14 protein-coding genes are annotated in these 12,911 nt (G+C 65.2%); 6 read left to right on the forward strand and 8 right to left on the reverse strand.

Annotated features, from left to right (window positions below; genetic code table 11):
- Window positions 1-196: 196 nt before the first annotated feature.
- Window positions 197-604: a rhodanese-like domain-containing protein gene (locus Q1V43_RS06420; RefSeq protein ID WP_300515439.1), complete on the forward strand. Its 408-nt coding sequence runs from the start codon at window positions 197-199 to the stop codon at window positions 602-604.
- 19 nt (window positions 605-623) lie between these two features.
- Here Q1V43_RS06420 and Q1V43_RS06425 read toward each other — a convergent pair whose 3' ends face one another.
- From Q1V43_RS06425 to dapE, 4 genes are read right to left on the reverse strand one after another with little or no spacing between them, the layout of a single operon-like run.
- Window positions 624-1,763 (reverse strand): lytic murein transglycosylase, encoded by a 1,140-nt coding sequence (locus Q1V43_RS06425; protein WP_300515442.1) that lies wholly within the window; start codon window positions 1,761-1,763, stop codon window positions 624-626.
- 44 nt (window positions 1,764-1,807) lie between these two features.
- Window positions 1,808-4,063 carry a ribonuclease R gene (gene rnr, locus Q1V43_RS06430; RefSeq protein ID WP_300515445.1) on the reverse strand — a complete coding sequence of 752 codons (2,256 nt, stop codon included), beginning with the start codon at window positions 4,061-4,063 and terminating at the stop codon, window positions 1,808-1,810.
- A gap of 31 nt (window positions 4,064-4,094) precedes the next feature.
- The gene (locus Q1V43_RS06435; RefSeq protein ID WP_300515448.1) at window positions 4,095-4,691 is read right to left on the reverse strand and encodes a TIGR04282 family arsenosugar biosynthesis glycosyltransferase; all 597 of its coding nucleotides are present in this window, start codon (window positions 4,689-4,691) and stop codon (window positions 4,095-4,097) included.
- Window positions 4,684-5,823 carry a succinyl-diaminopimelate desuccinylase gene (gene dapE / locus Q1V43_RS06440; protein ID WP_300515451.1) on the reverse strand — a complete coding sequence of 380 codons (1,140 nt, stop codon included), beginning with the start codon at window positions 5,821-5,823 and terminating at the stop codon, window positions 4,684-4,686. The genes Q1V43_RS06435 and dapE overlap by 8 nt, the downstream gene beginning before the upstream one ends.
- A gap of 284 nt (window positions 5,824-6,107) precedes the next feature.
- Between dapE and Q1V43_RS06445 the strand changes: the two genes are divergently transcribed.
- The 3 genes from Q1V43_RS06445 to Q1V43_RS06455 all read left to right on the forward strand — a co-directional run bounded on the left by Q1V43_RS06445 (window position 6,108) and on the right by Q1V43_RS06455 (window position 9,605).
- Complete coding sequence (locus Q1V43_RS06445) at window positions 6,108-7,691, forward strand: Hint domain-containing protein (RefSeq protein WP_300515454.1); 1,584 nt, start codon at window positions 6,108-6,110, stop codon at window positions 7,689-7,691.
- Between the two features lie 24 nt (window positions 7,692-7,715).
- Window positions 7,716-8,813, forward strand: a complete 1,098-nt coding sequence (locus tag Q1V43_RS06450; RefSeq protein WP_300515457.1) for a Hint domain-containing protein — start codon at window positions 7,716-7,718, stop codon at window positions 8,811-8,813.
- A gap of 189 nt (window positions 8,814-9,002) precedes the next feature.
- A complete protein-coding gene (locus tag Q1V43_RS06455; RefSeq protein ID WP_300515460.1) occupies window positions 9,003-9,605 on the forward strand; it encodes a hypothetical protein in 603 nt (200 codons plus the stop codon).
- A 3-nt stretch (window positions 9,606-9,608) separates the two neighbouring features.
- Here the strand turns inward: Q1V43_RS06455 and Q1V43_RS06460 are convergent, their stop codons facing one another.
- From Q1V43_RS06460 to dapB, 4 genes are all read right to left on the reverse strand, one after another.
- Window positions 9,609-10,241 (reverse strand): HAD hydrolase-like protein, encoded by a 633-nt coding sequence (locus Q1V43_RS06460; RefSeq protein ID WP_300515462.1) that lies wholly within the window; start codon window positions 10,239-10,241, stop codon window positions 9,609-9,611.
- Entirely contained in the window at window positions 10,238-10,582 is a 345-nt protein-coding gene (locus Q1V43_RS06465) for a hypothetical protein (RefSeq protein WP_300515465.1), read from the reverse strand. The genes Q1V43_RS06460 and Q1V43_RS06465 overlap by 4 nt, the downstream gene beginning before the upstream one ends.
- A gap of 31 nt (window positions 10,583-10,613) precedes the next feature.
- Window positions 10,614-10,754, reverse strand: coding sequence for a hypothetical protein (locus tag Q1V43_RS06470; protein WP_300515466.1), 141 nt, complete (start codon window positions 10,752-10,754; stop codon window positions 10,614-10,616).
- Between the two features lie 67 nt (window positions 10,755-10,821).
- Entirely contained in the window at window positions 10,822-11,631 is an 810-nt protein-coding gene (gene dapB, locus Q1V43_RS06475; RefSeq protein WP_300515467.1) for a 4-hydroxy-tetrahydrodipicolinate reductase, read from the reverse strand.
- Window positions 11,632-11,726: 95 nt separating this feature from the next.
- On the opposite strand from dapB, the gene rbfA reads away from it, so the two are divergent.
- The gene (gene rbfA / locus Q1V43_RS06480; protein WP_300515468.1) at window positions 11,727-12,155 is read left to right on the forward strand and encodes a 30S ribosome-binding factor RbfA; all 429 of its coding nucleotides are present in this window, start codon (window positions 11,727-11,729) and stop codon (window positions 12,153-12,155) included.
- A complete protein-coding gene (locus Q1V43_RS06485; RefSeq protein ID WP_300515470.1) occupies window positions 12,152-12,865 on the forward strand; it encodes a phosphodiester glycosidase family protein in 714 nt (237 codons plus the stop codon). The genes rbfA and Q1V43_RS06485 overlap by 4 nt, the downstream gene beginning before the upstream one ends.
- Window positions 12,866-12,911 lie beyond the last annotated feature (46 nt).

Consider the following 12,911-nt stretch of genomic DNA (forward strand, 5'->3'; position numbering starts at 1 on the left):
ACGGATTCTGCGCGGCAGCACCAGAGGCGAGTTCGGCTGAATGACCACCCTGCGCCGGACATCCGCGCCTTCAGGATCAGCGCCGTGGCGGTCGCGCTCTGCCTGCTCCCCGCACCGGGGGGGTCATTTGCCGCATGCCGGGGCTTGCAGGTGGCTTCCGAATGACCGACCCTGCCGCTGCAGAGGGAGGAGCATCATGCAAAAACTGAAAACATCCGCCGCCGATCTGGTTGCCGCCTCGCGCGGGCGCATCGAAGAGATCGAGACCCGCGACCTGATCAACATGATGCATGACCCCGACGTGGTCATCGTCGACCTGCGGGACATTCGCGAGCGTCAGCGCTCCGGCTTCATCCCGGGGGCCTTTCACTGTCCGCGCGGCATGGTCGAGTTCTGGATCGACCCGGAAAGCCCCTATTTCAAGGAGGTCTTCGGCCAGGAGGGCAAGCGCTATGTCTTTCACTGTGCGTCCGGCTGGCGTTCGGCCATCACCGTGGCGCAGCTCAACGACATGGGCTTTCCCTGTGCCCACCTGCGCGAGGGGTTCTCGACCTGGGAGGCCCAGGGGGGACCGGTGGAGCGTTCGGACCTGGACTGGGAGTAAATCCTAGGCCTGCCGGCGTTCAGCCCCCCTGTGCGATCTCCCGCAGGCGGTCCAGTACGCAGATGCCGGGGAAGCCGTCGGCAAAGGCGCCCTGGGACTTCTGAAAGGCCCGGATGGCGCTGGCCGTGTTCGGCCCCATCAGCCCGTCGATGCCCCGGGTGTCCAGACCCATGTTGGTCAGGCGCATCTGCACCTCGCGCAGCTCCTCGCGGCTCAGCACGCGCTGGCCTTCCGGAAAGCCGCGCAGGAAAGGTTTCCCACCGGCAAACCGGTCCGCAAGGTGGCCTATTGCCATGGCGTAGGTCTCGGCCCGGTTGTAGCGCAGGATGACGTGGAAATTGCGGAACACCATCAGCGCCGCGCCGCGCGCGCCGGCGGGCAGCAGGATCGAGGCCGCGCCATATTCCGCGATCGGCATCTGGCGCGCATGGGTCACTCCCAACGCGGTCCACTCCGCCACGCTCTTGTTGCGCCCCAGTCCGGTCAGGGAATGATCGAACCCGTCGGGCAGGGTGACTTCGACCCCCCAGGGCTGGCCCAGACGCCAACCGTGCTTCGAGACATAATGCGCGATCGAGGCCAGCGCGTCGCTGGGATCCTCGCCCCAGATGTCGCGCCGCCCGTCGCCATCGAAATCCACGGCGAAATCCTGGAAACTCGTTGGCAGGAACTGCCCGTGCCCCATCGCACCCGCCCAGGAGCCGACCATATGATCGGGCTGCGCCTCGCCCATCTGCACGATACGCAACGCGGCAATCAGCTCTTCCTCGAAGAAGGCGCGCCGCCGCCCGCCATGGGCCAGCGTGGCCAGGGCAGGGATCACCGCGAAAGCGCCCAGATTGGCACCAAACCCGGTTTCGAGCCCCCAAAAGGACATGACCACCACGGCCTCGACGCCAAATTCGGCCTCTATCCCATTCAGCAGCGTACGGTTCTGACGCATCTTCAGGCGGCCGTTGCGAATGCGTTCCTCGGATACGGTGATGTCCAGGTAGTCGCGTACCGATAGCCGGAACTCCGGCTGCCGCACCTGCTTCTCGATCACGTCGGGCAGCGGCTGCACCGCGCTCATCACCCTGTCAAACACGCTTCCACGAATCTGACGCTCCAGCGCGCGTTCCCGCAGCCCTGTCAGCCAGGTATCGAAATCGTCATTCACCTTTGTCCCCGTTGGCCTGTTTTCGACGTTTGGGCAAACTTACCCTAACGGCGGGTGCGGGACACCTTTTTCTTTACCTTGGCCGCCTTGTGCCGGGCGCGCTGGGCTTTTCGCTGGGCGGATCGTCCCGGTTTTCCGCGCCCCGGCTGGGGTAGGGCGCGCCCCTCAACCTCCAGCAATTCCAACATCAATCCGCCTGTCACGGGGATCGCTTCGGACAGGCGAACAGTCACCCGCTGGCCGATCCCCAGAACCAGGCGGGACTTTTCCCCGGTCAGGGTCTGTTCGTCGCGATCATAGAGATAATACTCTGCGCCGATGGAACTGACGGGAATCAGACCATCCGCGCCCGTATCGTCCAGCTTGACGAAAGCGCCAAAGCGCTGGATGCCGTTGATCCGTCCGGTGAACTCGTTGCCGACCCGTTCGGACAGGTAGGCGGCCAGGTAGCGGTCCGTGGTGTCGCGTTCGGCCATCATCGAGCGACGCTCGGTGTCCGAGATATGCTGCGCCGTTGCCTCCAGCCGGTCGATATCGGCGGGGGACAGGCCATCGTCGCCCCAGCCGTGGCCAGAGATCAGTGCGCGGTGCACGACAAGGTCCGAATAGCGCCGGATCGGGCTGGTGAAATGGGCGTAGTTCCTCAGCGCCAGACCGAAGTGGCCGAAGTTTTTCGGCGTGTAATAGGCCTGGGTCATGGACCTGAGCGTGGTGATATTCATCAGTTCGTCGAACTCGGTGCCTTCGGCCTGGCCCAGCAGGCTGTTCAGGTGGCGGGTCTGCAGCACCTGCCCCTTGGCCAGCGTGAACCCCGAGGCCTGTGCCACCTCGCGCAGCGCGTCCAGCTTCTCGGGGCTGGGTTCCTCGTGCACGCGGTACAGAAGCGGGCGGCCAAGGCGGTTCAGCTCCTCGGCGGCGGCGACATTGGCGATGATCATGAATTCCTCGATTACCTTGTGGGCGTCGTGGCGCTCATAGAAGTTCACCGATGCGACCTTGCCGTCCTCGCCCAGCACGATCTTGCGTTCCGGCAGGTCCAGTTCCAGCGGCTGGCGCTGCCTGCGGGCAAACTGAGTCGCTTCCCAGGCGGCAAACAGCGGTTTGATCACCTCGTCGAGCAGCGGCGCACATTTGGCATTGGGCTTGCCGTCCTGCGCCTCCTGCACCTCGGTGTAGTTCAGCGAGGCATGGGATTTCATCAGTCCGCGGGTAAAGCGGTGGCCGATCTTCTCGCCACGTGCATTCAAGACCAGCCGTACCGCCATACAGGCACGCGGCACGCCCTCGTGCAGCGAACACAGGTCGCCCGACAGCCGGTCGGGCAGCATCGGCACAACCCGGTCGGGGAAATAGCTCGAATTGCCCCGGTTGCGCGCCTCGCGGTCCAGCGCCGAGTCCGGCGTGACATAGTGCGCCACATCGGCAATCGCCACCCAGACGACGAAGCCGCCGGGGTTCTTCGGGTTGTCGTCCGGCCGGGCATGGACCGCGTCGTCATGGTCGCGCGCATCCGCCGGGTCGATCGTGACCAGGGGCAGGTGGCGCAGATCCTCGCGCGCGCCCAGGGGGGCGGGTTTGGCGGCGTCGGCCTCGGCGATGACCTCGTCGGGGAAGGCGTCGGGAATGCCGTGCTGGTGGATCGCGATCAGGCTTACCGCCCTGGGCGCGGCCGGGTCTCCCAGTCGCGCGACAATCCGGGCGCGGGGCAGGCCCATGCGGCCTTTCGGCCCGGCGCGCTGCGCCTCGACCAACTCGCCATCCTTGGCGCCGTTCACATCCGCCGTGCCGACGATCCATTCCTTGTCCGCGCCCTTGTCCACGGGCACGATGCGCCCGCCTTCCGCCCCCTTGCGGAACACGCCCAGTACGCGCTGGGGATTGGTGCCGATGCGGCGGATCAGGCGGCCTTCGTACTGGTGATCCTCATCCTTCACTTCGGTCAGGCGGGCAAGGATGCGGTCATCCTGTTTCAGCGCCGGGTCGCCGGATTTCTGGACCAGGAGGATGCGGGGTTCCTCGCCCTCCCCCTGCCATTCCAGCGGGCGGGCAAACAGGTCGCCGTCCGCGTCCGGAGCCAGCACCTGAGCCACCGCGACAGGGGGCAGCTTGTCCGGGTCGCGATAGGTTTTCTTGCGCTTCTGCAGGTGGCCATCGGCCTCCAGCTCGCGCAGGACGCGTTTCAGGTCGATGCGATCGCCGCCTCTGATTCCGAAGGCGCGCGCGATGTCGCGTTTCGAGGTCTGGGTCGGGTTGTCGGAAATCCACTGCAGGATTTCGTCCTTGGAAGGAATGCGTGTCATGGATGTTGCCTAGCATGTGAAACCGGAGGGGTCACGGGCGAAGCCTGTTCAGGTCTTCGGCGGTGTCCACATCCTCCAGCGTGTCGATGAATGCGTGGTTGAGGCCCGGAATGCCGGCGATCGTATCGGCCAGTGCATGTTCGCTGGACCAGCGCACGTTGTCGAACAGGGACTTGGGTACGGCGTGGGTGCGTTTCAAGCCGATCAGCCAATATCCTCCGTCCGGGGCCGGGCCGAACACCGCGTCATGGTCGCCGAGCGCGTTGAACGCCCGCGCAACATGGGCCCGGGTCACGCCCGGGATATCCGCACCGATGATGACGACCGGTCCCGGCGGCAGAGTGCGAAACAGCCGCCCCATCCGGTCTCCCAGGTCCCCCGGCCCCTGCGCCGCGCGGGGCAGGTCTTCGGGCCAGACGCGTGAGGCCAGACCCTCGTGATCCGGCGCGACCGCCAGCACAACGTCCCAGCGCGGATCACGGATGCGGCGCAGCAGGGCGCGGGTCTGGTGGCGAAACCACCATGCCGCGCGCACAATGCCGATCCCCCCAGAGCTTTCCCGGCCCAGCCGCGACTTGACACGGCCCGGGCGGGGCTCTTTCACCATGACGACAAGCTGTTTACGCAAAGAAGTCTCGCATGATCCGGGTATAGATCGCCTTGAGCTGCGGGATCTGTGCGACCTCCACCCTTTCGTCCACCGAATGCATCGTCTTGCCGACCAGGCCAAACTCGACCACCGGGCAGTGGTGCTTCACGAACCGCGCATCCGAGGTGCCGCCGGTGGTGGAGAGCTCGGGGCTGACACCGGTTTCGGCCTCGACGGATTTTGCAACCAGTGCCGAAAGCTCCCCCGGGGGGGTGATGAAGCTTTCGCCCGAGACCTTGACCGTCATCTCGAACTTGATCCCCGTATCCGCTTGCACCCGGGCCATCTCGGCCTTCAGCCAGTTGGTCAGACCCGCCGAATCATGCGCATCGTTGAAGCGGATGTTCACCGTGGCGCGGCAGTCTGCGGGGATCACATTGGTCGCCGCGTTGCCGGTGTCGATCGTGGTGACGGCCAGGGTGGAGGCATCGAAATGCTCCGTGCCTTCGTCAAGCACATGGGCGTCCAGATCGGCCATGAGCCGCGCCAGGGCGGGCACCGGGTTTCTGGCGCGGTGCGGATAGGCGGAATGCCCCTGCACGCCGCGCGCGGTAATGAAGGCGGTCATCGAGCCGCGCCGGCCGATCTTCATCATCTCGCCCATGGTGTCGGGACAGGTTGGCTCGCCGACCACGCAGGCGGTCATCGCCTCGCCGTTCCCGGCCATCCAGTCGAGGATCGCCGTGGTCCCGTCCACCGCATCGCCTTCCTCGTCCCCGGTAATGGTAATGACCAGCGAGGCGTCCTCGGGCGCATCCTGCACGAAATCCACCGCTGCTGCGACCCAGGCGGCGACACCGGATTTCATGTCGGTCGCACCGCGTCCATACATGAACCCGTCCTTCACCTCGGCGCCGAAGGGCGGCATGGTCCAGGCGGCCTCGTCGCCCAGGGGCACCACATCCGTATGGCCGTTGAAGCCCAGCGTTCGCGCGTTCTTCGATCCCCAGCGGGCAAAGAGGTTCGACACTTCGCCCCGGTCCACGCGGGTGCAGACAAAACCGGCCCCGGTCAGGATTTCCTCCAGCAGCTCCAGTGCGCCACCCTCGGCGGGCGTGACAGAGGGGCACTGGATCAGGCGGCGGGTCAGATCGACGGGATCGGTGGTCATGAGGCTCTCCTTTCGCCCCTGTTAGCGCAGAGCGCGCGGGCCCGCAAATGTGTCGCCCATGGCACAGACGAGGGCCGCCCCGGCAAATGCGTTATCAACGGGTTAACAATGCGGCAGTTCTACGGCATAGTCGGGCTCAATGAACGACCCGAGGCAGGGCAACGGACCATCAAAAGGCGCAAGAAGCGCAGGTCCGACGAGCAGTTGACCATGAACAGGCGGCCACCGGCCGTCGCGTATGTCGCTGTGTTCTGTCTCACCATGGGGCAGGAGGCAGGCAAAACATGGTTCAGGCAAGCGAGCTGAACATCGATACCGGTGCGTCCGCCACGGAAATGGCGGAAGAGATCTTTGGTGAAGGCGTGCAGGTCGTGGGTGCGACCTACACGGGCGACAACAGAAGCTCCGGCATCTACACTGGCGGCGAGACGACCTCTCCGGGGGTCACGCCGTCCGATACCGGGGTGATGTTTTCGACCGGGCGGCTGAGCGGGTTTACCAACAGCTCGGGCAACGCAAACCAGGACAACAACCAGACCACCAGTTCCCGCGGCGAGAACGGCAACGACTGGTTCGACGATCTGGCCGGAATACGCACCTATGACGCATCCTACCTGGATGTGGACATCATTCCCGATGGCGACGTCCTAACACTGCAATTCACCTTCGCGTCCGAAGAATACCCGGAATATGCCGGCTCGATCTACAACGACATTGTCGGCATCTGGGTAGACGGCGAATATGTCGAACTGTCCATCGGCGGCGATACGTCGGTCGGCAATGTGAGCGATGCGTCGAACGAAAACCTCTACGTGTCCAATACCGGGTCGGAGTACAACACCGAAATGGATGGCTTTACCGCGACCATGACGGTGAACATCCCGGTGACGTCGGGCGAGGTGAACTCGATCCGGATCGGCATCGCCGACGTGGCGGATTCGCAGTACGATTCCACCCTGATCATCGCGGGCGATTCCGGGCAGACCGCTCTGATTGCGGGCAATGACGTTGTCAACGTCCACCCGGACCAGAGCGCAACCCTTGATGTGACAGCCAATGATATCGGGCCGATCGGCGGCACGGTCGTCGTGACCCACATCAACGGTATAGCAGTCAGTTCCGGCGACAGCGTGACCCTGACCACCGGGCAGGTGATCACGTTGAATGCGGATGGCACGCTGACCGTGACCGGGGACGGGGACGAGGAAACCGTCAACTTCAGCTACACGGTCGAAACCTCAGGCAGCACCGGTCCGATCACCGACACCGCCTTTGTCACGATCAACTCGATCCCCTGTTTTGTCGCGGGCACCCTGATTGCCACGCCGCACGGCGACAAGCGGGTCGAAACCCTCTCGCCCGGGGACATGGTGCTGACCCATGACAATGGCCCGCAACCCCTGCGCTGGATCGGGCGGCGGGTGGTGCCCGCCCTGGAAAGCTTCGCCCCGATCCGCATTGTGGCGGACACTTTCGGGCAGCACGGCGAGCTGCTTCTGTCCCCGCAACATCGCGTTCTGATCCGCGACGCGCTGGCCGAGCTGCTGTTCGGCGAAACCGAAGTTCTGGTCGCCGCCAAGGATCTGGTGAACGACCGCTCGGTGCGGCGCAACGAAGGGGGCGAGGTGGAATATGTGCACCTGCTGTTCGACCGGCACGAGGTGATCTATTCCGAAGGGCTGGCGACCGAAAGCTACCTGCCTGGCCCGCAGACCACGCGCAGTTTCGAAGCGGATCTGGTGCGCGAGATCTGCACTCTGTTCCCGGAAATCGATCCCGACACGGGCCTGGGATATTCATCTGCCGCACGCCGGACGCTACGGACCCACGAGGCCCGGGTGCTTATGGCGTCGGGGCAGGCGGCCTGACGCCGGGCGAAGAAGGAGGCACGCATGGCTTGGATCGGCATGGGCACGCTGGACCGCGCAGAGTTCGACCTGCGCGGGTTGAGCACGCAGGGTTTCCCGCCCGGGCCGCCGCCGGCGCTTTGCCCCGATGCGATCCTGCCGGTGGGCAGCCTTGTCTTCGAGGCACAGGTCGCGGCCCGGTCGGGCGGGGTCCAGCGCCTGATCCGTCTGCATCGGGACCGGGGCTGGACGCGCCAGTTTCTGGTCACTCTCGGGGATGACGGTCGGGTGTGCGTGAGCCTGCGTCAGGGAAACTCGCGCCGCGAAGCCAGCCTGACCCTCCCCGTGCCGGCCCGCGAAGCGCGTCTGCGTGTGACCTATGCCTGGAATGGTCCGGAACGCCATGCCGTGGTTTCGGTCGAGAATCTGGACCAGGAAACCCTGCATCAGGTCGAGATGCATGCACCGTTCCCGCTGCTGATGGACGATCTGGCACAGCTCATCCGGGGCGGACGTGGGGTGCAGCTGGATACCGGGGTGCGCTGGATCGCACTGTCTGACCGGGTCGAGCCGGTCGGGCTTCCGCTTGGTGTGGCCGAGGGCACACCGATCGATACGCCTGAGGGGCCGTGCCCGATCGACCAATTGCGACCAGGCGACCTGGTGACAACGCCGGAAGGGCCGCGTGCAATCCGTTGGATCACCCGCCGTGAGGTTCCGGCGCTGGGCGCCTACCGTCCGATCCAGCTGCGCGCGCCCTATCACGGGCTGACGAGCGACATCCTTGTGGCGCCGGATCACCGGTTGCTCGTCTCCGGGGGGGAAACCGAATACCTGTTTGCCGAGGATGCCGTTTTGGTCGAGGCCTGTCATCTCGTGGACGGACGCACCACCCACCGGGCCTTTGGCGGGGGGCTGATGCGCTACCATCACATCCTTCTGGACGAACACGCCTGCCTGTCCTTCGCCGGGCTGCAGGGGGAAAGCCTGTTTGTCGGGGCCATGGGGCGTGACGAGGCCTTGATTGCAACGACCGCGCTGGCGGCCATGCCGGCGCGGGCGATCCCGCGTCATCGCGCCTTTGCCCGCCTGCCCCTGTCCAGCTACGAAGCGCGCATCCTGGCGGCCTCGCTCGTGGCCTGAAGGCACCGGTTGCCCCCTGGATGGGCACTCCCCCGACCCTGCGGGACGGGGCAGGACAGATCCCCTGTACAAGCGCCAGCTTGGTGCTGTCCCTTGCCGGGTTTCGGTCGGGCAGGTCAGGTTTGCCGGGCTGGACGCGCATTGCTGGCGGGCGTACCCTCCCGCGAGAGCAACTCCGAGGACATGCCTATGCGCAAAATTCTAGCCACCCTTTTCCTGCTGCCCCTTGCGGCCTGTTTCGATGCCGACATTTCCATCAGTTTCCTGGACAATGAAAACGCCGAGATGAACGCGGTCATGACCATGGGGCCCGAGTTTTACGCCATGATGGCCCAGTCCGGCGAAGACCCCTGCGAGGAAGGCGTGGGCGAAGCGCAGGCCGATGGATCCTTCGTCTGCACGATTTCCGAACAGGACACGATCGACAACCTGATTGCCCAGGTGAACGCCCCCGCGGACCCCACGGATGCAGACTCGCCCACCACCGGCATGGTCCAGGGCTATGCGATCGAACGCATCGACGCCGACACCGTGCGCGTATCCTTCGACCTGTCCGAGATGTTCAGCGATACCAAGCCCGAGGAAGGCCTCGGCGAGATGGAAGAAATGCTGCGCGCCTCGTTCCAGGGGCATGCGATCACCATGAATGTCTCGGGGGCCGAAATCGTCGAGACCAACGGCACCGTTTCCGGCGATGGCAAGACCGCCAGCTTCGTGATCCCGCTGGAGACGTTGCTGGATGACGACCCGGGCCTGCCTTCAAGCTTCGACGTCACCGTCAATACGCAGTAGGCCTTACCCGAGAAGATCCCGCACGACGCCCGGCAGTTCGCCGGGCGTTTCGCATGTCACGGTGGCGCGGGCATGTTCTCCGGGCGTGCCATACCCCCAGGTCACGGCGATCGACCGCATGCCGACCCTGGCGGCGGCCGTGAAGTCATGGTGCCGGTCGCCGACCATGACGCAAGCCGCCGGGTCGTCGCCGGTCTGCTCCAATGCAAAGGCCAGCAGGTCGCCCTTGTCATTGCGCGTGCCGTCCATTTCCGGTCCGAACTCATGCGTCAGAAAGCACGCCAGGTTGAAATGCCGGGTGATGCGGCGGGCGTAGACATGGGGCTTGGCGGTGGCCAGGTGCAGGGCATGGCCCGCGTCGCGCAGCCCTGTCAGTGCCTCGGGAATGCCGTCATAGACCCTGTTGTCGAACAGCCCTCCGGTGGAATAGACCGCGCGATAGGCGTCCAGTGCGGCCTTGGGATCAGGGGCGCCGAGCTTGGCAAACGTGTCGATCAGCGCCGGGCCGATTGCCCATGTCAGGTCGTCTGCCGGCGGGCAATCGAGCCCCAGCGAGGTCATCGCGTGCACGATCGAACCGGTGATCCCCGGCGCGGGATCGGTGAGGGTTCCGTCGAGGTCCAGAAAGACCGTCACGCATCCTCGCCGTCATAGAGCGGGTCCATCTGCGCCACCACGACCGAATTCTCGATCAGCGCGCGGGTCATCAGCTCGCGTTCGTCCTGGCCGATTTCGTGGCCCATTTCCTCGCGTTCCGGCAGGGTGCCATAGCCGGTCACGTCCAGTGGCGCCAGGTCCGCCTGTTTCAGGATCGCCACGGTCTCGCGCACCGCTTCGGCTTCGTCCACGCCGCTGGCATAGCACAGCATTGCCGCGCCGGTGGCGTCCGGCGGTAGCCCGTCGCCATCCTTGCGGCCCACCTGAACCAGCAGCGTATAGACCTGCTGTTCGCGTTTCTTCTTGGTTTTCTCGCTCATGCCCCGCCCATACGCGGGCGCGGCGCAGGGATCAAGGGGGGCGGTGCCCCAGTGACCCGATCGCCTGGCCGCAGGGGTGGTCGCCCGGCACGGTCATGCCGCTTTGGTCGTGGGCCGCCCGGGCGGCGAAACCTGCCAGGATCAGCGCGCTCAGGATGACGATACGCACCATGGAAACCTCCTCGTGTCGTGAGGGGTTTTACGCAGGTGTTGCGAACTTCCGCCGCGGCAAGCCGGTCTCAGAGCCCCAGAACGTCCAGCATGTCATATTCCCCCGGCTTTCTTCCCTGACCCCAGAGCGCCGCCTTCAGCGCGCCACGGGCAAAGATCGACCGGTCCGTGGCCAGGTGGCGCAGCACGATGCGTTCGCCATCGGCGGCAAACAGCACGTCATGTTCGCCGACGATGTCGCCCCCGCGCACGGCGGTAAAGCCGATGTCGCCCCGCTTGCGCGCGCCGGTGATACCATCGCGGCCCCGGTCGGCCACGCGATCGAGCTTTACCCCGCGCCCCTCGGCAGCCGCCTCGCCCAGCATCAGCGCCGTGCCCGACGGCGCGTCGACCTTGTGGCGGTGATGCGCTTCGATCACTTCGATATCGAAATCCTCGTCCAGCGCGGCGGCGACCTTCCTGGTCAGCTGCACCAGCAGGTTCACCCCCAGCGACATGTTGCCCGCCCGCACAATGGTCGCATGACGCGCGGAAATCGAAAGCTTCGCCAGATCCTCGTCGGTCATGCCGGTGGTGCCGATCACATGCACGGCGCGGGCCTGGGCGGCGATCTCGGCCATTGCCAGGGTGGCTGCCGGTGCGGTGAAGTCGATCACCGCCTGAGCCTTCGACATCACCTGCAGCGCGTCATCCGATACGACCACGCCAATCGCCTGGCCGCCCATGCATTCGCCCACGTCGCGGCCGACCCAATCGTGGCCCGGACGTTCCAGCGCGCCCGCCAGTTTGCAGGCCGGGCTGTCCGAAACGGTCTTGATCAGCATCTGGCCCATCCGCCCCGATGCGCCCATCACCACGATGCCTGGCAGGTCACTCATGTCGCTCTCCATTCTTGCTAGGGGTTTCCTAGCCTGCCAGAGCGTCCAAGCAAACCCCTGTTGCGCGCGCGCGGATTCAGGCATACATGGCGATCATGGCCAAGAACCGTTTCACCACCGATACCGGCCCCACCCAGCGCCAGCTGCGGGTGGGGGAACTGATCCGTCGCACGCTCTCTGACCTGCTGATGCGGGGCGAGATCCATGATGACGAGGTCAACCGGCTCAACATCACCGTGTCAGAGGCGCGCATCACCTCGGACATGCGGGTCGCCACGATCTATGTCCTGCCGCTGGGCGGCAAGGGCAAGGATCAGGCGGTCAAGGCGCTTGCCCGCAACGCGCATGAAATCCGCCGCACACTGGGCAAGGTCGCCAAGCTGAAGCACACGCCGGAGCTCAGGTTCATGGCGGACGAGACCTTCGACCGCATGGACGAGACCCGCGCTCTGCTGGACCGCGACGAGGTCAAACGCGATCTACAGACCCCGGTCCCGGACAGTCCGGAGGAGGGCGCCGAATGAGGCTTCTCGCAGCGCTTGTCCTGACGCTCCTGACAAGCACCCCGGCGGGGGCGGTGGCTTGCGAAGACGTCACATTCGACGGTGCCAGCTTTACCATCTGCGAGGTCGGCGCCGACGAAGATCTGCGCCTTTTCCTGAATGGCCCCGACGGGGCCCCTCTGGGCAATTTCTCCGCCGTGGCCAAACAGGTTGAGGGCAACCTGGCCTTCGCCATGAACGCCGGCATGTTCAACGACGATAAACGGCCGGTCGGGCTTTTCATTCAGGACAACACGCAGCTGGTGGCAGCCAGTGACGGTGGCGGCTATGGCAATTTCGGCCTGCTGCCCAACGGGATTTTCTGCATCAACGACAGGCTGCGTGTCTGGGAGAGCGACGCCTATGCCGCCGCCGACCCCGCCTGCACCTATGCCACCCAATCCGGTCCCATGCTGGTGATAGACGGGGCGCTGCATCCGAAATTCCTGCCTGACAGCCGCTCGTTCAAACTGCGCAACGGGGTGGGGACAAGTGCGGATGGCAGCCGTGCGGTTTTCGCGATCTCGAACGGTTATGTCACGTTTCATCACTTCGCCCGGCTGTTCCGCGACTACCTCGGGCTGCCCAATGCGCTGTTCCTCGACGGTTCCGTGTCCCGCTTGCACGCCCCTTCCATTGGTCGCTCCGATGGCGGATTTCGGATGGGGCCCATTCTGGGTGTTGTCGACTGAGGAGGTTGACTGAACGCCCAAGCCCCGTTAGGTCCGCGCCTTCAAT

Source organism: Aliiroseovarius sp., assembly GCF_030148435.1.
Lineage (GTDB): Bacteria > Pseudomonadota > Alphaproteobacteria > Rhodobacterales > Rhodobacteraceae > JASBTN01.